At 56.0% G+C, this 21,016-nt stretch carries 18 protein-coding genes; all 18 read right to left on the reverse strand.

The window, feature by feature from the left end; all coding sequences use genetic code 11:
• Nucleotides 1-68 precede the first annotated feature (68 nt).
• Entirely contained in the window at nt 69-1,220 is a 1,152-nt protein-coding gene (gene ftsZ / locus ACWKXN_RS11370; protein WP_008501978.1) for a cell division protein FtsZ, read from the reverse strand.
• Between the two features lie 63 nt (nt 1,221-1,283).
• Nucleotides 1,284-2,540: a cell division protein FtsA gene (gene ftsA, locus ACWKXN_RS11375; RefSeq protein ID WP_023334508.1), complete on the reverse strand. Its 1,257-nt coding sequence runs from the start codon at nt 2,538-2,540 to the stop codon at nt 1,284-1,286.
• Nucleotides 2,537-3,379, reverse strand: a complete 843-nt coding sequence (gene ftsQ / locus ACWKXN_RS11380) for a cell division protein FtsQ (RefSeq protein ID WP_023310399.1) — start codon at nt 3,377-3,379, stop codon at nt 2,537-2,539. The genes ftsA and ftsQ overlap by 4 nt, the downstream gene beginning before the upstream one ends.
• Before the next feature lies 1 nt (nt 3,380).
• Nucleotides 3,381-4,301, reverse strand: a complete 921-nt coding sequence (locus ACWKXN_RS11385) for a D-alanine--D-alanine ligase (protein WP_039260812.1) — start codon at nt 4,299-4,301, stop codon at nt 3,381-3,383.
• Nucleotides 4,294-5,769, reverse strand: a complete 1,476-nt coding sequence (gene murC, locus ACWKXN_RS11390) for a UDP-N-acetylmuramate--L-alanine ligase (protein ID WP_033144631.1) — start codon at nt 5,767-5,769, stop codon at nt 4,294-4,296. The genes ACWKXN_RS11385 and murC overlap by 8 nt, the downstream gene beginning before the upstream one ends.
• A 56-nt stretch (nt 5,770-5,825) precedes the next feature.
• Nucleotides 5,826-6,890 (reverse strand): undecaprenyldiphospho-muramoylpentapeptide beta-N-acetylglucosaminyltransferase, encoded by a 1,065-nt coding sequence (gene murG / locus ACWKXN_RS11395; RefSeq protein WP_454543799.1) that lies wholly within the window; start codon nt 6,888-6,890, stop codon nt 5,826-5,828.
• Complete coding sequence (ftsW, locus tag ACWKXN_RS11400) at nt 6,887-8,131, reverse strand: cell division protein FtsW (protein WP_454543800.1); 1,245 nt, start codon at nt 8,129-8,131, stop codon at nt 6,887-6,889. The genes murG and ftsW overlap by 4 nt, the downstream gene beginning before the upstream one ends.
• Complete coding sequence (murD, locus tag ACWKXN_RS11405; RefSeq protein WP_087823387.1) at nt 8,131-9,447, reverse strand: UDP-N-acetylmuramoyl-L-alanine--D-glutamate ligase; 1,317 nt, start codon at nt 9,445-9,447, stop codon at nt 8,131-8,133. The genes ftsW and murD overlap by 1 nt, the downstream gene beginning before the upstream one ends.
• A 2-nt stretch (nt 9,448-9,449) precedes the next feature.
• The gene (gene mraY / locus ACWKXN_RS11410) at nt 9,450-10,532 is read right to left on the reverse strand and encodes a phospho-N-acetylmuramoyl-pentapeptide-transferase (RefSeq protein WP_008501985.1); all 1,083 of its coding nucleotides are present in this window, start codon (nt 10,530-10,532) and stop codon (nt 9,450-9,452) included.
• The gene (gene murF, locus ACWKXN_RS11415) at nt 10,526-11,884 is read right to left on the reverse strand and encodes a UDP-N-acetylmuramoyl-tripeptide--D-alanyl-D-alanine ligase (protein ID WP_454543801.1); all 1,359 of its coding nucleotides are present in this window, start codon (nt 11,882-11,884) and stop codon (nt 10,526-10,528) included. The genes mraY and murF overlap by 7 nt, the downstream gene beginning before the upstream one ends.
• Complete coding sequence (gene murE / locus ACWKXN_RS11420) at nt 11,881-13,368, reverse strand: UDP-N-acetylmuramoyl-L-alanyl-D-glutamate--2,6-diaminopimelate ligase (RefSeq protein ID WP_048979011.1); 1,488 nt, start codon at nt 13,366-13,368, stop codon at nt 11,881-11,883. The genes murF and murE overlap by 4 nt, the downstream gene beginning before the upstream one ends.
• Nucleotides 13,355-15,121 carry a peptidoglycan glycosyltransferase FtsI gene (locus tag ACWKXN_RS11425; protein ID WP_033144627.1) on the reverse strand — a complete coding sequence of 589 codons (1,767 nt, stop codon included), beginning with the start codon at nt 15,119-15,121 and terminating at the stop codon, nt 13,355-13,357. The genes murE and ACWKXN_RS11425 overlap by 14 nt, the downstream gene beginning before the upstream one ends.
• 15 nt (nt 15,122-15,136) lie before the next feature.
• On the reverse strand, nt 15,137-15,502 hold the full coding sequence (gene ftsL, locus ACWKXN_RS11430) for a cell division protein FtsL (RefSeq protein WP_008501989.1): 366 nt from the start codon (nt 15,500-15,502) through the stop codon (nt 15,137-15,139).
• The gene (rsmH, locus tag ACWKXN_RS11435) at nt 15,499-16,440 is read right to left on the reverse strand and encodes a 16S rRNA (cytosine(1402)-N(4))-methyltransferase RsmH (protein WP_021240527.1); all 942 of its coding nucleotides are present in this window, start codon (nt 16,438-16,440) and stop codon (nt 15,499-15,501) included. Before rsmH ends, ftsL begins: the two co-directional genes overlap by 4 nt.
• A gap of 2 nt (nt 16,441-16,442) precedes the next feature.
• Nucleotides 16,443-16,901 carry a division/cell wall cluster transcriptional repressor MraZ gene (mraZ, locus tag ACWKXN_RS11440; protein ID WP_021240528.1) on the reverse strand — a complete coding sequence of 153 codons (459 nt, stop codon included), beginning with the start codon at nt 16,899-16,901 and terminating at the stop codon, nt 16,443-16,445.
• A 599-nt stretch (nt 16,902-17,500) separates the two neighbouring features.
• A complete protein-coding gene (gene cra, locus ACWKXN_RS11445) occupies nt 17,501-18,508 on the reverse strand; it encodes a catabolite repressor/activator (protein WP_008501993.1) in 1,008 nt (335 codons plus the stop codon).
• Nucleotides 18,509-18,687: 179 nt separating this feature from the next.
• Nucleotides 18,688-19,179, reverse strand: a complete 492-nt coding sequence (ilvN, locus tag ACWKXN_RS11450) for an acetolactate synthase small subunit (protein ID WP_023310389.1) — start codon at nt 19,177-19,179, stop codon at nt 18,688-18,690.
• Nucleotide 19,180: 1 nt separating this feature from the next.
• Nucleotides 19,181-20,905: an acetolactate synthase 3 large subunit gene (gene ilvI / locus ACWKXN_RS11455; RefSeq protein ID WP_454543802.1), complete on the reverse strand. Its 1,725-nt coding sequence runs from the start codon at nt 20,903-20,905 to the stop codon at nt 19,181-19,183.
• Nucleotides 20,906-21,016 lie beyond the last annotated feature (111 nt).

A 21,016-nucleotide genomic window follows, 5' to 3' on the forward strand; every position in this document is an offset into this window, starting at 1 on the left:
GAGTGTATATCACTAACGGTGGGCCAGTTTAGCACAAAGAGCGCAAATCCCCTAATTCCAGCCAATTCTTAGTCAGCTTGCTTACGCAGGAACGCCGGGATATCCAGATAATCTGGCTCTTTCGCCGTTTGCGGCGTTGGGTCGTTCACCACTTTCGCGGCCGGTTTCTGCTCCTGAGTCAGAGGAGACATACCGTGCTGCTGGTAACGATCCATTACCGGTTGCTGAGTCTGCTTGTTGGTCACTAAGGTGATCTCAGGACGCTTGTCCATACCGATACCGGTCGCAACAACGGTAACACGCAGCTCGTCGTTCATTTCAGGGTCAAGGGAAGTACCGATTACCACGGTAGCGTTGTCAGAGGCGAACGCACGGATGGTGTTACCCACGGTTTCGAACTCATCCAGACGCAGGTCAAAGCCAGCGGTAATGTTGACCAGCACGCCGCGCGCACCAGACAGATCGATATCTTCCAGCAGTGGAGAAGAGATAGCCATTTCAGCCGCTTCTTCAGCACGGTCTTCACCGCTCGCCACGCCAGAGCCCATCATCGCGTAGCCCATTTCGGACATCACGGTGCGAACGTCTGCAAAGTCAACGTTCATCAGGCCAGGACGGGTAATCAGTTCAGCGATACCCTGAACCGCGCCTTTCAGCACGTCGTTTGCTGCACCGAATGCGTCCAGCAGGGAAATACCGCGACCCAGAACTTTCAACAGCTTGTCGTTCGGGATGGTGATCAGCGAGTCCACATGCTTGGACAGCTCGGTGATACCCTGCTCCGCGAAGGCCATACGCTTCTTGCCTTCAAAATTGAAAGGCTTGGTCACGACAGCAACGGTCAGGATACCTAAATCTTTAGCCACTTCAGCCACAACAGGTGCTGCGCCGGTACCGGTACCGCCACCCATGCCTGCTGCGATGAAGACCATGTCCGCACCTTCCAGTGCAGCGCGCAGCGCTTCACGATCTTCTTCAGCCGCATTACGGCCGACTTCCGGGTTAGCCCCTGCTCCCAGCCCTTTGGTGATACCACCGCCGATCTGGATAGTCTGGCCAACAGCTGTCTTACGCAGTGCCTGCGCATCGGTGTTAACTGCGAAGAATTCAACACCTTCAATGCGTTCACGCACCATATGCTCTACGGCGTTACCGCCGCCGCCACCGACGCCGATGACTTTAATCACCGCGTCGTTGGTCAGTTCCATAGGTTCAAACATAATTTCTCTCTCCGTTGTGCCTGTCGCCCGAGACCGCTAATTCTCTCCGGTCTCTTAAAAAAATTAAAACTCTTTTCGCAACCAGTTGTTCAGTCGTTTGACCCACGACCCCACTGAGACGCGTTTTTCCACTTCTGCTTCACCACTGAGATGAGATTCCTTCCCGTAGTGGAGCAGGCCCACAGCCGTTGAATAATACGGCTCCTGAGCATAATCCGTTAAACCGGTGATATTCAGCGGCGCACCAATACGCACCTGCGTATGGAACACGCGCTGAGCACAGGCCGCAAGACCTTCAATTTGCGCTGCACCGCCGGTTAATACAATCCCCGCCGCAAGATGATGTTTAACGCCCTGCTGACGAAGCTGTTCCTGTAACTGTAAAATCTCTTCGTTGACCAGGTTGAGCAGCTCGGTATAGCGCGGCTCTATCACCTCTGCCAACGTCTGGCGCTGCAGGCTACGCGGTGGACGACCACCGACGCTCGGCACTTCAACGCTCTCATCTTTGCCAACGATAGACCCCAGCGCGCAGCCGTGGCGCACTTTAATCGCTTCTGCATCGCTCGGCGGCGTACCAAAAGCGTAAGCAATATCGCTGGTCACAACGTTCCCGGCATAAGGGATCACTTTAGTGTGGCGCAACGCACCGCCGGTATACACGGCGATATCCATTGTACCACCACCAATATCGACCACACAGACACCCAGTTCACGTTCATCTTCGGTCAGCACGGAATAACTTGCCGCCAGACCCGCGAAAATAAGTTGGTCAACTTTCAGGCCACAACGTTCAACGGCTTTTACAATGTTCTTCGCCATATCGTTGTGACATGTGATCAGGTGCACTTTTGCCTGCATACGTACGCCAGAAAGACCGACCGGGTTCTTGATCCCTTCCTGGTAGTCAATTGCATATTCCTGTGGAATGACATGCAGCACGCGATGTTCGTCGCGGACACGGACGGATTTCGCCGTGTGCACGACGTTTTCAACGTCTTCCTGCGTCACTTCTTCTTCGGAAATCGGCACCATACCGATTTCGTTCTGGCAGCTAATGTGCTTACCAGAAAGTGCCAGATAGACAGAAGAAATCTGGCAATCTGCCATCAGTTCAGCCTGATCGATGGCGCGCTGAACGCATTTCACCACCGATTCAAGATCGTTTACCCCACCTTTATCCATACCACGGGACGGGCAACTGCCTACGCCAATGATATTGACCATACCGTCGGGCAGAACTTCCCCTACTAAAGCGGCAACCTTCGCGGTGCCAATCTCCAGTCCAACTACCAGTTTTCTGTCCGTCGCCTTGATCATTGTTGTTCTGCCTGTACCTGTGCCTGATTCTGTTGCTGATTAGGTTCCTCGACCGGAGCCGGTACCCAACCGACTGCTGCGCCTGAGTCATAGCGCAAATCAACGTAGCTTATCCGTTTGCCGTCAGTCTGTGCCTGCTGCTGTAAAACCGGGTAAAGTTCGACAAAACGCGCCAGACGCTTCATTGTGTCGCCGCGTCCCAGGTTGAGCTTAATGCCGTTCGTTAACGTCAGCTGCCAGGAACGGCGCGCCGTCATGGCAGCATCTTTTAACGTAAACCTGTCCTTCGCCAGCACCTGCCCCATTTCGCGAAAACCTTGTAACACCTCGTTTTCGCTACCTTCCGGGCCATACAACATCGGTAAATTTTGCTTGTTGACACGATCGGCCGGGACGCTGAAGGAGTTTCCGTCTGCGTCAACCATGTGCTGATCATTCCAACGCGCAATGGGCACATATTCAACCAGATGAATCTTCAATTCATCAGGCCATTGCTTTCTTACGCTCGCCTGTTTTATCCATGGCAGACGTTCTATCTGGCTCTGGATAATATTGACGTCCTGCGTCATAAAGGTGCCAGGTGACCCCAGCGCCAGTATTGACTGGCGAATATCGTCGTTACGCGTGTAGTGACGCTCACCGGTGACCACCAGCTTAGAGAGCGGCAACCGCTGCGCATCTTCCATCCAGCCCAGGACCATCCAGCCGCTGATAAACACGGTGCACAGCACCCCGAGCAGGAAAATGATGCCTGCAAGACGCGTTCCATTACTGCGGCGTGAAGAGGCGTATTCGTCCTCATCATCGCGGTTGCGCGTGTTCAATGCAGCCTGAGACATATCAGCCCGCCTGGTCCAGAATGCGTACGACTAACTGCGAGAAGCTCATCCCCGCCTGACGCGCGGCCATCGGCACAAGGCTGTGGCTGGTCATTCCCGGAGAGGTATTCGCTTCCAGCAGATAAAATTGTCCGTCACTGTCCTGCATCACGTCGATGCGTCCCCAGCCCTGACAACCCAGAATATGCCAGGCTTTAAGCACCAGGGACTGTAAATCTGCTTCACGCTCAGCTTCAAGACCACAAGGGCAGAAATATTGCGTCTCATCAGAGAGATACTTCGCCTCATAATCATAGAAGGTTCCGGCCGGTTGGATACGAATTGACGGTAAAATTTCTTCGCCAAGCATCGCGACGGTAAATTCCGGCCCGCTGAGCCATTTTTCAACCAGAACTTCTTCATCATGTTGAAATGCCAGTGCTAAAGCGGACGAAAGATCTTCAGCTTTCTCGACTTTGGACATTCCCACGCTCGAACCTTCCCGGCTGGGCTTTACAATAACCGGTAAGCCCAGCTCAGCAATGCGTGTATTAACGCTATCCGGCAGGCCCAATTCAAATTCGCGACGCGTCAGTGCTACCCATGGCGCAACGGGTAACCCCGCGCCCTGCCACAGAAGCTTGCTGCGCAGTTTGTCCATAGAGATAGCGGAGGCCATCACGCCGCTGCCGGTGTACGGCATGCCGATCAAATCCAGAAGCCCCTGCAGGGTGCCGTCTTCGCCGCCGCGACCATGCAAAGCGATAAAGACTTTATCGAAACCCATGGCTTTTAATTGCGTCACGTCGACCTCTTTTGGGTCGACCAGGTGCGCATTGACGCCACCTTCGCGCAGGCCCGCCAGCACAGCCGCGCCGGAATTCAGGGAAACCTCGCGCTCGGCGGAGGTGCCGCCAGACAGGACAGCAATCTTATCAGCCATGATGCTCATCCTCCTGGGTTTGCGGCTTCAGTTTGATTTCAGCTAAGGTACGGGCGATTTTGCCGATATTTCCCGCGCCCTGAATCAGAATCAAATCATTACCTGTCAGGACCGGTGCCAGAATTTCCGCCACCTGTGCTGGGTCAGAAACCAGAATAGGGTCAACTTTACCGCGTCCACGGATGGTACGACACAGGGAACGGCTGTCAGCCCCCGGAATCGGCGTCTCGCCTGCGGCGTACACGTCCAGCATTAACAGGGTGTCTACCTGTGACAGGACGCTGGCGAAATCGTCGTACAGATCGCGCGTACGCGTGAAGCGGTGCGGCTGGAAGACCATCACCAGATTTTTGTCCGGCCAGCCTGCACGCGCGGCTTTAATGGTGGCATCGACTTCGGTCGGATGGTGGCCGTAGTCGTCCACCAGCATCGCAGTGCCGGCTTTACCGTTCACGGCGTCCAGCGGGAATTCACCGAGGAAGTCGAAGCGACGGCCGGTGCCCTGGAAACTTTCCAGCGCGCGCAGAATGGCATCATCATCAATGCCTTCTTCCGTCGCGACGGCCACAGCCGCTGCGGCATTGAGGGCGTTATGGCGACCTGGCGCATTCAGCGTGACGTGCAGCAGCTCTTTGTCCTGACGCGCCAGCGTGAAGTGCCCCTGCGCACCGATCTGTTTGTACTCTTCCACGCGGACGTCAGCGTCTTCGCTGAAGCCGTAAGTGGTGATTTGACGACCCACGCGCGGCAGCAGCTCGCGGATCACCGGATCGTCTACGCACATCACCGCGCGTCCATAGAACGGCAGGTTGTGCAGGAAGTTGATGAAGGTCTGCTTTAAGTTCTCGAAGTCGCCCTGGTAGGTATCCATATGGTCAGCTTCGATGTTAGTGACAATCGCCACCATCGGCTGCAGGTGCAGGAACGACGCGTCGCTCTCATCCGCTTCGGCAATCAGATAACGACTGTGGCCCAGACGCGCGTGTACGCCTGCGGCTTTGACCAGACCGCCGTTGACGAACGTCGGGTCGAGACCCGCTTCCGCATAAATACTGGAGACCATCGCCGTGGTCGTGGTTTTACCGTGGGTCCCGGCAATGGCGATGCCGTGACGGAAACGCATCAGTTCCGCCAGCATTTCTGCACGGCGGATCACCGGAATGCGCGCTTCGTGCGCGGCAACGATTTCCGGGTTGTCAGAGGAGATGGCGCTGGAGACCACCACCACGCTCGCATCGCGCACATTTTCTGGACGATGGTTGAAATAGATAGTCGCCCCAAGCGACGCCAGCTGCTGCGTAACAGGGTTTGGCGCCAGGTCAGACCCGCTGATCTGATAACCTTCGTTAGCTAACACTTCGGCAATACCGCCCATGCCAGCACCACCGATGCCAACAAAGTGAATGTGCCGGACGCGACGCATCTCGGGCACGATTGAACGCAGTTTTGCCAGTTGTTGTGTATTCATTCTCTAAACGCCATCGACTACTTAAAATTCGTGCAGCGCAAAACGCGCTGCGAGGGTTAAGCCTGGGCTGCCAGGCTCACTTCTTTTGCCACCCGTTCCGTCGCATCAGGGATAGCGGCCGCGCGTGCGCGTTGCGCCATCTCCAGCAGTGCGTCTCTGTTCCAGCCCGCCAGGGTGGTGGCGGCCGCGTCGGCGGTAAATTGTGGCTGTTCAAAAATCTTCGCGGCACCGGCTTTCTCAAGCGGCAGCGCATTCCAGTACTGCTGTCTGTCTTTGTGCTGGAACGGCACAAACAGGGCCGGCAGACCGGCGGCGGCGATCTCGCTCACCGTCAGCGCGCCTGAACGACAGACCACGACATCGGCCCAGGCATACGCTGCCGCCATGTCGTCGATAAATTCTGTGACTTTATGCTGCGGCTGCCCCGCTTCGGCGTAAGCTTGCTCAACGGTCTGCTGAGCGCCTTTTCCGCTCTGGTGCCAGATGGTCACGGTATCCCCCAGCTTTGCGGCAACCTGCGGCATCGTCTGGTTTAAAATGCGTGCGCCCTGAGAGCCGCCGACGACCAGTACACGAACCGGCCCTTCACGGCCCGTCAGGCGAGCGTCCGGCAGCGGGAGCGCCAGCACGTCCACACGCACCGGGTTACCCACCACGTCCGCTTTCGGGAACGCACCGGGAAACGCCTGCATAACTTTGGTAGCGATTTTCGCCAGCCACTTGTTGGTCAGACCGGCAATTCCGTTCTGCTCATGCAGCACAACGGGAATGCCTAACGACCACGCCGCCAGCCCGCCAGGACCAGAGACATAGCCGCCCATGCCCAGCACCACATCTGGCTTAAAGCGCTTCATGATGGTGCGCGCCTGGCGCCAGGCGTTAAAAATACGCACCGGTGCCAGCAGCATTGCCTTGAGGCCTTTGCCCCGAAGGCCGGAAATACGAATAAAGTCGATCTCAATACCGTGCTTCGGCACCAGGTCGGCTTCCATGCGGTCTGCGGTTCCCAGCCAGCGTACCTGCCAGCCCTGATCCATTAAATGGTGCGCAACCGCCAGCCCCGGGAACACGTGTCCGCCGGTACCGCCTGCCATCACCATTAACCGCTTCGGTTGATTCATCGTGAACCTCGTGTAAACGCCTGGGCTTTTTCCAGACGCGTCTCATAATCTATACGCAACAAAAACATGATGGCCGTCGACATAATCAACAGACTCGAACCACCATAACTGATCAACGGCAACGTCAGACCTTTGGTCGGCAGCATACCCGCTGCGGCCCCAACGTTAACCAATGCCTGGAAGCTAAACCAGATACCAATTGAACAGGCTAAGAATCCTGAGAAGCGGTGATCGATCTCCAGCGCTTTCCGGCCGATGGACATGGCGCGGAAAGCGACGAAGAATACCATTAAAAGCGCTAGTACCACACCGATATAACCCAGTTCTTCCGCAATAATGGAGAAGATGAAGTCAGTATGCGCTTCCGGTAAATACTCCAGTTTCTGTACCGAATTACCCAGCCCTTGCCCCCAGACTTCACCGCGACCAAAGGCCATCAGGGACTGTGTCAGCTGATAACCGCTGCCGAAGGGATCTTCCCACGGGTTCCAGAACGAGGTCACACGGCGAATACGGTAAGGCTCGGCGAGGATCAGCAGCACAACCGCCGAAATCCCCATCCCGATGATAGCGATGAACTGCCACAGCTTCGCGCCCGCCAGGAACAGCATGGCCAGAGTGGTAACGAACAGCACGACAACGGTACCGAGGTCAGGCTGCGCCAGCAGTAATACCGCCAGCACCAGAATCACGCCCATCGGTTTTAAGAAGCCGCGCAGGTTGTTACGCACTTCATCAACCTTACGCACCAGGTAGTTAGCCAGGTAGCAGAACAGGGAGAGCTTGGTAAATTCCGCAGGCTGAATGCGCAGCGGGCCAAAGGCGATCCAGCGTGAAGCCCCGTTAACAGAGCTCCCCACCACCAGTACGATCAGCAGCATAATAATCGAGGCGATCAGCATCGCCGTACTGTGGCGCTGCCAGAACTCCATCGGCAGACGCAGGGTCACCAGCGCCAGGCAGAACGCCAGGATGATGTAAAGACCATCACGCTTGGCAAACAGGAAAGGATCGTTCGCCAGACGCTGCCCGACGGGCATTGAGGCTGACGTCACCATAATGAAGCCGACCGCCGCCAGCCCCATAGTGAGCCAGAACAGCGTGCGATCGTACATGACCAGGCTGTCGTTATCTTTTTGACGAGAGCCCATCACCCAGCCTTTGAGCGCCGCAAATACCCATGCCAGGATCCCAATTCCTGGCAGGCGCGGCATTTTCAGGCGAGGGAGAGATAAACGCATTAGCCTAACTCCTTCGCCAGGCGGGTAAAGACATCACCACGCTGTTCGAAATTCTTGAATTGATCGAGGCTGGCACAGGCCGGAGAGAGCAGCACCATATCGCCTGGCTTCACGCGAGGGGCAATCAGCCGCATCGCCTGTTCCATGGTTTCGGTTTGCTCGGCAACCTCAGGGCGCAGTTCAGCCAGCTCGCTGCCGTCACGGCCGAAGCAGTACAGGCGGACGTTATCTCCGGCGAGATACGGCTTCAGGGAGGAAAAATCAGCTGATTTACCGTCGCCGCCCAGCAGTAAATGCAGGGTGCCGTCAACGTGCAGACCGTTCAGCGCGGCCTCCGTGCTTCCGACGTTGGTAGCTTTGGAGTCGTTAATCCAGCGCACGCCGTTGTGCTCCAGCGCCAGCTGGAAACGGTGCGCCAGACCAGAAAACGTGGTTAACGCTTTCAGGCTGGAGGAGCGCGGCAGCCCTACTGCATCCGCCAGCGCCAGCGCCGCCAGGGCATTGGTATAGTTGTGCTGACCAGTGAGCTTCATCTCTTTCACGTTCAGCACTTTCTCACCCTTCACGCGCAGCCAGGTTTCGCCCAGCTGACGGTTCAGGTGGTAATCCCCCATCGTGATACCGAAGCTGATACAGCGATCGTCTGCACCGCGTACGGGCATGGTCAGCGCGTCATCGGCGTTTACAACGCAGACTTTGGCATTTTCATAAACGCGCAGCTTGGCGGCACGGTACTGCTGCAGACCAAATGGATATCGGTCCATATGATCTTCAGTCACGTTGAGGATCGTCGCAGCCGCAGCGTGCAGGCTGGAGGTCGTTTCCAGCTGGAAGCTGGAAAGCTCGAGAACATACAGCTCGCAGCCTTTATCCAGCAGCATCAGAGCGGGTAAACCAATGTTACCGCCAACGCCGACGTTCATGCCCGCCGCTTTCGCCATTTCACCCACCAGGGTGGTGACGGTGCTTTTACCGTTAGAACCGGTAATGGCGATAACAGGCGCCTGCGCTTCGCGGCAGAACAGCTCGATATCGCCGACAATCTCAACGCCCGCATCCGCAGCAGCGCTCAGCGAAGGATGCGCCAGCGCCATACCTGGGCTTGCGACAATCAGATCGGCTGCCAGCAGCCAGTCATCATTCAGACCACCAAGGTGGCGTTCAACCTGTTCCGGCAGTTTGTCCAGACCCGGCGGAGAGACACGGGTATCCATCACGCGTGGCGTCACGCCGCGTGCGAGGAAAAAGTCCACGCAGGAGAGCCCCGTGAGGCCCAACCCGATGATAACGACTTTTTTGCCCTGGTAATCTGCCATGATTAACGTACCTTCAGCGTTGCCAGGCCAATCAACACCAGCATCAGCGAAATAATCCAGAAGCGCACAATCACGCGCGGCTCCGGCCAGCCTTTCAGTTCATAGTGGTGGTGAATCGGCGCCATACGGAAGATGCGCTGACCGCGCAGCTTGAAGGAACCGACCTGCAAAATCACCGACAGGGTTTCAACCACAAACACGCCGCCCATGATCACCAGCAGGAACTCCTGACGCAGCAGTACGGCGATAATGCCGAGCGCACCGCCCAAGGCCAGAGAACCGACGTCACCCATAAAGACCTGCGCCGGATAGGTGTTGAACCACAGGAAGCCCAGCCCCGCGCCGACAATCGCCGTACAGACGATCACCAGCTCACCCGCATGGCGCAGATAAGGGATGTGCAGGTAGTTCGCAAAGTTCATGTTACCGGTCGCCCACGCCACCAGCGCAAAACCGGCGGCCACAAAGACGGTTGGCATAATGGCCAGGCCATCCAGACCGTCGGTCAGGTTAACGGCGTTACCGGTACCGACAATCACAAAGTAGGCCAGCAGGATGTAGAACAGCCCCAGCTGCGGCATCACGTCTTTAAAGAACGGCACGACCAGCTCGGTAGCTGGCGTGTCTTTGCCTGCCAGATACAGCGCGAAGGCCACGCCCAGCGCGATCACCGACATCCAGAAATACTTCCAGCGCGCGATCAGGCCTTTGGTATCTTTGCGGACGACTTTGCGGTAATCATCCACAAAACCGATGATCCCGTAACCCACCAGTACCGTCAGAACGCACCAGACGTACGGGTTGGAGGGATAGGCCCACAGCAACACGGAAACGACGATGGCGGTCAGGATCATGATCCCGCCCATGGTCGGCGTGCCGCGCTTGCTGAAGTGCGATTCCGGACCGTCGTTACGCACAACCTGGCCGAAAGAGAGTTTTTGCAGACGGGCAATCATGCGCGGGCCCATCCACAACGAGATGAACAGCGCAGTCAGCAGGCTGACGATGGCGCGAAACGTCAGATACGAAAAGACGTTAAAGCCTGAATAATATTTGACCAAATGTTCGGCCAGCCAAACTAACATGTCCCGTTCTCCTGTAATGCGTGCACAACCTCTTCCATGGCGGCACTACGTGAACCTTTCACTAACACAGTCACAATTTGTTTTTCTGTAATCAACGCCTTAAGGCGCGCTATCAACGCGGTTTTATCAGCAAAATGCTCGCCAACGCCGCTGGCTTGGCTAATCGCCTGGCTCAGTTTTCCTGCGCTCAGCACGCAGTCCAGCCCTGCAGCTTTCGCCGCTTCACCGACCTGGGTATGGCAGGCTTCGCTTTCGTCGCCCAGCTCTGCCATATCGCCCACCACCATGATGCGGTAGCCCGGCATTTCAGATAACACCTGCACCGCCGCCGTCATCGAGCCCACGTTCGCGTTGTAGGAGTCATCAAGCAGCAGCTTGTTTTCCGAAAGCTGAATCGGGAACAGACGCCCCGGCACGGCTTTCAGGTTCGCCAGCCCGGTTTTAATCGCTTCATGCGACGCGCCCACTGCCGTCGACAACGCCGCCGCCGCAAGCGCATTGGCGATATTATGGCGACCCGGCAGCGGCAGCAGCACATCTACGCCACCCGTTGGGGTGGTGAGGGTGAACTCCGTACCGTGCGACGTCACATGGATATTGGTCGCGGTAAAATCACTGTTGGCCGCATTCGGCGAGAAGCGCCAGGTTTTACGCGAACCAATAATGCTTTGCCAGTTCAGCCAGTCGTTGTTGTCGGCGTTCAGAATGGCGATACCGTCATCCGGCAGGCCGGTGTAAATCTCACCTTTGGCTTTCGCTACGCCTTCCAGCGAGCCAAAGCCTTCCAGATGCGCAGCCGCAAGGTTATTCACCAGCGCGGCTTCCGGGCGAGTCAGGCTCACGGTCCAGGCGATTTCGCCCTGGTGGTTTGCCCCTAACTCGATTACCGCAAATTCATGTTCTTTGGTCAGGCGGAGTAATGTCATCGGCACGCCGATGTCATTATTGAGGTTGCCCGCGGTATAAAGCGTATTCCCGCACTGGCTGAGGATCGCCGCCGTCATCTCTTTCACCGACGTCTTGCCTGATGAACCGGTCAAGGCGACAACGCGCGTAGGGACCTGCTGGCGAACCCAGGCGGCCAGCTCACCGAACGCGAGACGCGTATCTTTCACCACAATTTGTGGCAGATCGATATTGAGCTTGCGGCTGACGAGCAGCGCACCGGCGCCGTTCTCTTTGGCCTGTTCCGCAAAATCATGCGCGTCAAAACGCTCGCCTTTCAGCGCCACAAACAGACAGCCTGCGGTGATTTTGCGGGTGTCCGTCGTTACGGCATCAATGGTCAGGTCCAGCCCGTGCAGGTCGCCCTTAAGAATGGCAGCTGCCTGGCTTAACGTGATGCTAATCATGCCACGACTCCCAGCAGACGAGCTGCCGTTACGCGGTCCGAGTAGTCCAGACGGCGATTGCCAACGATCTGATAATCTTCATGGCCTTTGCCCGCCAGCAGGACAACATCATTCTCCTGCGCCTGCATGATGGTGTTGGTCACGGCTTCCGCACGCCCTTCCACCACGCGAGCGCGGCCCGCGTCCAGCATGCCCGCCAGAATGTCATTAATGATGGCGCGCGGCTCTTCAGTACGCGGGTTGTCATCGGTCACAACCGGAATATCTGCGAACTGCTCGGCAATAGCCCCCATCAGCGGGCGTTTGCCTTTATCGCGATCGCCGCCGCAGCCAAACACGCACCAGAGCTTACCGGCGCAATGCAGGCGCGCCGCTTCCAGCGCTTTTTCCAGCGCATCCGGCGTGTGGGCATAATCAACCACAACGGTCGGTTTCCCCGGCGCGCTGAACACTTCCATACGGCCGCAAACCGGCTGCAGACGCGCTGAGGTTTTCAGCAGTTCAGCCATCGGATAACCCAGCGCCAGCAGCGTTGCCAGCGCCAGCAGCAGGTTGCTGACGTTAAACGCGCCCATCAGGCGGCTTTCAATTTCGCCTTCACCCCAGGAAGAGGCAAAGCGGATTGTCGCCCCGCTGTCGTGATAATTCACCTCAACCGCCTTCAGCCAGCGGCCGTGGCAGTTCGGATTGATATGGTCTTCCATCGACACCGCAACCGCATCCGGCAGCTTCGCCAGCCAGCGGCGGCCCACTTCGTCGTCGGCGTTGATGATGGCTTGTCCGTAATGGTGAGTAGAGAACAGCAGCCATTTCGCGGCTTCGTAATGCTCCATATCACCGTGATAATCAAGATGATCGCGGCTCAGGTTGGTAAACACGGAAGCGGCAAATTTCAGCGCCGCGACGCGGTGCTGAACCAGACCGTGCGAAGAGACTTCCATCGCAGCAAAGGTTGCCCCCTGCCCTGCCAGACCGGCAAGCACATGCTGTACGTCTACGGCCGAGCCGGTGGTGTTTTCCGTCGGGCTCACTTTGCCCAGCAGGCCGTTACCCACGGTACCCATCACCGCACCGGTTTCACCCAGCAGCTGGGCCCACTGCGCCATCAGCTGCGTGGTAGTGGTTTTACCGTTCGTACCCGTGACGCCGACCAGGCGCAGCTGGTCGGAAGGTTCGTGATAAAAACGTCCCGCCAGCGCGGAAAGACGCTCGTTTAACTGGCTGAGATAGATGACCGGCACCCCGTGCATTTCACGGATCTCACCGTCGGTTGCCTCATCTTTGGCCTCAGCAATAATGGCAGCCACACCTTGCGCAATCGCCTGCGGGATATAACGACGCCCGTCCGCCTGATGACCGACCACCGCCACAAAAAGATCGCCAGAAGCAGCCACGCGGCTGTCCAGTACCATCTCTCGCAGTGCTCGCTCCGGTGCATTTGGCACCCACGGAGCGAGAAGGTCGCGCAAATTACGATCTGCCACCTGTACCCTCGCCTTGATTAATTACAAATTCACTTTTTTCGCCCGTCGCCAGCGCATCCGGTTCAATGTTCATGGTGCGTAACACGCCGCCCATGATAGCCCCGAACACAGGCGCGGAGACGGCGCCGCCGTAGTATTTACCCGCCTGCGGATCGTTTATCACGACCACCAGCGCAAAACGCGGATTGCTTGCAGGCGCAACGCCTGCGGTATAGGCAATGTATTTGTTGATATAGCGGCCGTCCGGCCCTACTTTTTTCGCCGTGCCGGTCTTGATGGCGATGCGATAACCTTTGATTGCCGCCTTCACGCCGCCGCCGCCGGGCAGCGCCACGCTTTCCATCATATGAACAACCGTACGGACGGTTGATTCCGGGAAGATACGCTCGCCGGGAACCGGTGGATCAACTTTGGTAATCGACAGCGGACGATAAACGCCATAGCTGCCGATCGTTGCGTAGACTCGCGCTAACTGTAACGGTGTCACCATTAGCCCGTAGCCGAAAGAGAAGGTGGCCCTCTCTATGTCAGACCACCGTTGTTTTTGAGGATATAAGCCACTGCGTTCTCCGACCAACCCCAAATTGGTCGCCTTTCCAAGTCCAAAACGTGAGTAAGTCTCTACTAACGCTGAGGACGGCATCGCTAACGCCAGCTTTGAAACACCGACGTTACTCGACTTCTGTAACACCCCGGTCAGGGTCAATTCGCTGTAGCGCGCCACGTCTTTGATCTCGTGGCCGTTAATTCGGTATGGAATGGTATTCAGGACGGTGTTTTCGTTGACGATACCGCGCTGAAGGGCAGTCATGACCACCATCGGCTTAACGGTCGAACCCGGTTCGAACACGTCGGTGATGGTACGGTTACGCATAATATCCTTCTGCGTACCGGTAAGATTGTTAGGGTTGTAGGACGGGCTATTGGCCATCGCCAGCACTTCACCCGTGTTGACGTCAACTAACACGGCACTGCCCGATTCCGCTTTGTTGAAGGCCACGGCATTGTTCAGCTCGCGGTAAACCAGCGCCTGTAACCGCTCATCAATACTCAGGGCCAGATTGTGTGCGGCCTGGCTGTCCGTAGAGGAAATATCCTCGATCACGCGACCATAGCGGTCCTTACGCACAATACGCTCGCCGGGCTGGCCGGTGAGCCATTTATCAAAGCTTTTTTCAACGCCTTCAATCCCCTGGCTATCAACGTTAGTAAAGCCAATGAGGTGAGCAGTCACTTCGCCGGATGGATAGTAACGACGGGATTCTTCACGCAGATGGATCCCAGGCAGCTTCAATTTTTTGATGTAGTCCGCCATGTCAGGGTTCACCTGACGCGCCAGATAGATAAAGCGCCCTCGCGGGTTCGTATTTACGCGTGAAGCTAACTGGTCCAGCGGCATCTTCAGCGCATCCGCAAGGGCCTTCCAGCGGTTATCAAGCGTGATCCCGCCAGCATCATGCAGTTCTTTAGGATCGGCCCAGATCGCCTTCACCGGCACGCTCACCGCCAGCGGACGACCCGAGCGGTCGGTGATCATCCCGCGGGATGTCGACACTTCCTGGACGCGCAGGGAGCGCATGTCGCCCTGACGCACCAGCATGTCAGGGGCGATGATTTGCAGCCAGGCCACGCGTCCCAGCAGAAAACCCAGAGCGAGTAAAATGCAGCCGCAAAGCAACGCAAAACGCCAACTGACAAAGTTGGCCTGTTCTTCCTGACGTTTTGGTTTTAGCGTTTTTGCCGCTGCTTTCATGCGTCGCGTTTTCCCTTATTTTTGTACTACGATATTTTCCTGCGAAGGATCAACATGCTGCAGTTGCAGCTTTTCCGTTGCGATCCGTTCAACCCGGCTGTGATCGCCGAGCGCGTTTTCTTCAAGGATCAGATTTCGCCATTCAATATCCAGCGCATCGCGTTCCAGTACCATCTGCTCGCGTTGCGCAGTCAATAAACGTGTATGGTGGGCGGTGGTCACCACCGTAACTGCCGTGACAATGATGCAAATGAACAGACAGAGTGGCAGTTTCCCAAACCGCAAAAGATCGTCGCCGATCACGCCAGGCAAGGCATGGCGCTCGTTGCTTCCTAACGAATCCTTAACTTTGCTTAGGGTCTCTGTCACTCTGCCGATCATGCGTTCGTCCTCTCTGCAACACGCAGCACTGAACTACGGGCGCGTGGATTCTCTGCCACTTCTTCTTCGCCCGGCATCAACTTGCCTAATGCTCGCAACTGACGGCCACCCAGCTTCCTGAGTTGTTCTTCCGTCATCGGCAGCCCCGCTGGCACCTGTGGACCGCGGCTTTGCTCGCGCATAAAGCGTTTCACAATACGGTCTTCCAGCGAATGGAAGCTGATGATGGATAACCGCCCACCCGGGGCCAGCACGTCGAGCGAGCTTTTTAGCGCCAGCTCTATTTCCTCCAGTTCACTGTTTACCCAGATGCGAACCGCCTGGAAGGTACGGGTCGCGGGATGTTTGTGCTTATCCTTCACCGGTGTCGCCGCCGCGATCACTTCGGCCAACTCTTTGGTACGGGTCATGGGCTCAATGCGATTGCGCTCAACGATGGCGCGCGCAATACGTTTGCCAAAGCGCTCTTCGCCAAACGTTTTGATGACCCATGCAATATCTGCTTCGTCAGCGGTCTGTAACCACTCAGCGGCAGACTGACCGCGCGTCGGGTCCATACGCATGTCCAGCGGACCATCACGCATAAAGGAGAAACCACGTTCAGCGTCATCAAGCTGGGGTGAAGAGACGCCAAGATCGAGAAGAATCCCGTCGATCTTGCCCGTCAGGCCACGCTCGGCAACATAATCCGCGAGCGCAGAGAAAGGTCCATGCACGATGGAAAAGCGTGGGTCATTGATGGTTTGTGCAACGGCAATTGCCTGCGGATCGCGATCGATTGCCAGCAGACGTCCTTCCTCTCCAAGCTGGGAGAGAATCAAACGCGAGTGACCACCGCGACCAAACGTGCCATCAATGTAGATGCCATCCGGACGAATATTCAGACCGTTTACGGCCTCGTCCAGTAACACCGTTTTGTGTTTATAATTTTCCATCATATTTATAGAGACAAGTCCTGCAGCCGTTCCGATAATGTCGCGGAATCAGACTGCTCAGCGTCGATATCTTCCTTGACCTGTTGATACCAGGTCGTTTCATCCCACAGTTCAAACTTGTTGAACTGCCCGACCAGCATCACTTCTTTGGTCAGACCGGCATGTTGCCGCAACACAGGGGCAATCAGTAACCGCCCTGCGTTATCCATCTGACATTCACTGGCATGTCCCAATAACAGCCGCTGCACGCGGCGTTCCTGCGGGTTCATGCTCGACAGTCGCGACAGCTTTTGCTCAATAATTTCCCATTCAGGCAAGGGGTAAAGCAGCAGGCAGGGGGAGTTAATGTCAATGGTGCAAACCATTTGACCCGCAGCGTTCTCAATCAGCTGGTCGCGGTATCGGGTTGGTACCGATAAACGCCCTTTGCTGTCGAGATTGACTAACGTAGCTCCACGGAACATGCCAGTCTCACCCCTCCTCACCACTTTAACCCACAAATTCCCACCTAAAGGAGTTTACGGAGCGAGGGAAAAGCTTGTCAAGCCAGGACTCTCCCTATAAGGACCCGAAAGCCCTCTATTTACAGAGATAAACAGTCCTGGTTAATAACTGCACAACTGGCGAGGCAAAATTAACGTTATGAATATTTGTAAGAAAAAAACCGAATATGCACACTAGCGTTAAAGCTCACTCAATATCATCGCAGATAAATATAAAGTGTCAGTTTGCGACGCGGGCAGCATTTTATGACAGATTCTCAGGGGATAACAGCGCCAGATTCATCCAGGTGCCCGGTAAGCGCGGAGGTTGCCACGTAAGCTGAAGCAGTAAGAGGAAAAACGTCTGAATATTCATCGACCGAAGAGGGTTTGTAACAAAATAATACAAAGATAGCTGTTTAAAATCGCCCGCATGTTCTTTAAAAGGACAATTTAAAAGCCAGAATGAATTAAAAAAATAGGCGATTACGATCCCGCAAGAATTATCCTAATTTCTCTCCGGGAATTATCTGCACGAATAATCACAGCAAAATGGGGCAGATTTCTCCGCCCCGGTCATTTCATTTTTGGCGGCTTAAAATTCCGCGATGGTAGAGATTACGTTTGATACGCGTCAGACCCGGCTTCGGTTTGCGCGGCTCATCCAGGCTTGCCAGCACAATCTCAAGCACGCGTTCAGCCACATCGCGGTGACGCTGTGCTACCGCCAGCACTGGGCACTGCAGGAAGTCGAGCAGCTCATTATCCCCGAACGTGGCAATCGCCAGGTCGGAGGGCAGTTTACCTTCACGACGCAAGGTCACATCCATGACACCCTGCAACAGCGCAAATGACGTGGTGAACAGCGCCTGAGGCATCGGATGCGTTTCCAGCCATTTCTCAAACAGCTGCGCTGCGGCTTCGCGTTCGTAGCTATTGGCATAGAGGTAGTGAACCTCGCGCGGATCGTCTTTCCAGGCGGTTCTGAATCCCTGCTCACGCAGGAAGCTCACGGAAAGCTCGGGCAACGCGCCAAGATACAGCACTGTTTCAGCGGGGAACGTTCTCAGCTCTGCGGCCAGCATTTCTGCATCATCCTGATCCGCACCCACGACGCTGGTGAAATGCTCGCGATCGAGCGCGCGGTCCAGCGCAACGATTGGGAACGGGTCGTTCGCCCAGCGCTGGTAGAACGGATGCTCTGGCGGCAAAGAGGTCGACACGATGATGGCATCCACCTGGCGCTGGAGCAGATGCTCAATGCAACGCATTTCGTTGTCGGGCTGGTCTTCCGAGCAGGCAATCAGCAATTGATAGCCGCGCTGGCGCGCCTGACGTTCAAGATAGTTGGCGATACGGGTATAGCTGGTGTTTTCCAGGTCAGGGATCACCAGACCAATAGAGCGGGTACGCCCGGCACGCAGACCGGCTGCGACAGCATTCGGATGGTAGTTATGCTCACGAACCACCGCCATAACTTTTTCAACGGTCTTGTCGCTGACACGGTACTGCTTTGCTTTACCGTTAATCACATAGCTGGCCGTTGTTCGTGACACGCCGGCTAGCCGGGCGATTTCATCCAGTTTCACAATTGCCCCTTAAAAAAAGAAAAGAGTCCATGGCCCTGTCAAGGTTATGGTTAAATCTTTTAACATCTAAACGCAGAAAAGACTTCGCGGCAACCGCTTTTATCTGCGTTGTCGGCTGATTACGCAAAAAAAAGCCCGGCTTTGGTGACCGGGCAGAAAGAGGCGAACCTTTTTGACAACTAACGCATGATTTTCTCGCCGCGTGACAGACCTACGACACCCGATCTCGCGACCTCGACAATTTTTGCAACGTCCCGCACGGACGCGAGGAAAGCATCCAGCTTGTCGCTTGTCCCGACCAGCTGCACCGTATAAAGAGAAGGCGTTACGTCGATAATTTGTCCGCGGAAAATATCCGCATTGCGTTTGACTTCATCACGCCCGTAGCCACTGGCCTGGATTTTCACCAGCATGACCTCACGTTCAACGTAGGCCCCCTGCCCCAGCTCGCTCACGCGCAGTACGTCGACCAGCTTATGCAGCTGTTTTTCAATTTGCTCAAGCACTTTGGCATCGCCGACGGTTTGGATCGTCATGCGCGACAGCGTCGGGTCTTCCGTTGGGGCAACGGTCAGGCTTTCAATGTTATAGCCGCGCTGCGCAAAAAGGCCAATGACGCGAGACAGTGCGCCAGACTCGTTTTCCAGTAAAACAGATAATATCCGGCGCATATCAGGTTCTCTCCGTTTTGCTTAACCACATTTCATCCATACCACCACCACGAATATGCATCGGATAAACGTGCTCGGTCCCATCAACAATCACATCCATAAAGACGAGGCGGTTGTTTTTAACGTGCTCAAGCGCTTGCGCGAGCTTCGTCTCCAGCTCAGCCGGATCGGTCACCCGCATGCCTACATGGCCGTAAGCTTCAGCAAGACGAACAAAATCCGGCAGCGATTTCATGTATGACTGAGAGTGGCGGCCAGAGTAGATCATATCCTGCCACTGCTTCACCATACCGAGATACCCGTTATTCAGGTTCAGCACCAGTACCGGCAGTTCATATTGCAGCGCGGTAGACAGCTCCTGAATGTTCATCTGAATACTGCCGTCCCCCGTCACGCAGACGACGGTTTCATTCGGCAGCGCCAGCTTCACGCCCAGCGCGGCAGGCAGACCAAAGCCCATAGTTCCCAAACCACCGGAGTTGATCCAGTGTCGCGGTTTATCAAACGGGTAATACAGGGCGGCAAACATCTGATGCTGCCCCACGTCTGAGGTCACGTACGCCTCACCTTTCGTCAGTCGCCACACCGCTTCAATGACCGCCTGCGGCTTAATATTTTCACTTTGCGTGTCATATTTCAGGCACTGACGCGCGCGCCACTGCTCAATCTGCTGCCACCAGTCGCGGATCTCATCCAGCGGCTGGGTTGCACTCTCCTGGGTCAGCAGATCCAGCATTTGCTCCAGAACCTGCCGGGCGTCACCGACGATCGGCACATCAGCCGACACCGTTTTTGAAATTGACGTTGGATCGATATCAATGTGCAGCACGGTAGCGTTTGGACAATACTTTGCCAGGTTGTTGGTGGTGCGATCGTCAAACCGCACGCCCACGGCAAAGATCACATCGGAATGATGCATTGTCATGTTGGCTTCATAAGTACCGTGCATACCCAGCATCCCCAGCGCCTGACGATGGGTGGCAGGAAACGCCCCCAGCCCCATCAGTGACGACGCAACGGGAAGGTTAAGCTTTTCAATCAGTTCACGAAGCTGGGCTTCACAGGCAGAGTTGATCGCCCCGCCACCGACATAGACCACCGGTTTTTTGGCTGCCAGAAGCGTTTGCAACGCTCGCTTGATCTGACCTTTATGCCCCTGCGTTGTGGGATTATAAGAGCGCATGCTGACCGATTCCGGCCAGACATAAGGCAGCTTGTTTGCAGGATTGAGAATATCTTTAGGCAGATCGACCACCACCGGTCCCGGGCGTCCGCTCGCCGCCAGCCAGAAGGCTTTTTTCAGTATGCCGGAAATGTCTTCTGTTTGCTTGACCAGGAAGCTGTGCTTCACAACGGGACGCGAAATCCCAACCATGTCGCACTCCTGAAACGCATCGTAGCCAATCAGTGAGGTTGCCACCTGCCCGGAGAGGATCACCAGCGGGATAGAGTCCATATAGGCCGTTGCAATCCCGGTAATGGCGTTTGTCGCGCCGGGGCCAGACGTGACTAACACCACGCCCACTTCACCCGTCGCACGTGCCAGGCCGTCAGCCATGTGTACCGCCGCCTGCTCGTGACGTACCAGAACATGGTCAATGCCCCCAACCGTATGCAGCGCATCATAAATATCGAGAACCGCACCGCCAGGGTAGCCGAACACTTGCTTTACGCCCTGATCGATCAGCGACCGAACGACCATTTCCGCGCCAGACAACATCTCCATGCTTTGCCTCCAGGCATTTTGTTATAGACGGACTGCCGAATTCATTTCCGCACCGTCTTACGATTGGGATGAACCAATCTTATATTTTGCAGAGTGTTCTTTACCTTAACC

It is taken from the genome of Enterobacter sp. UPMP2060 (genome assembly GCF_053709655.1).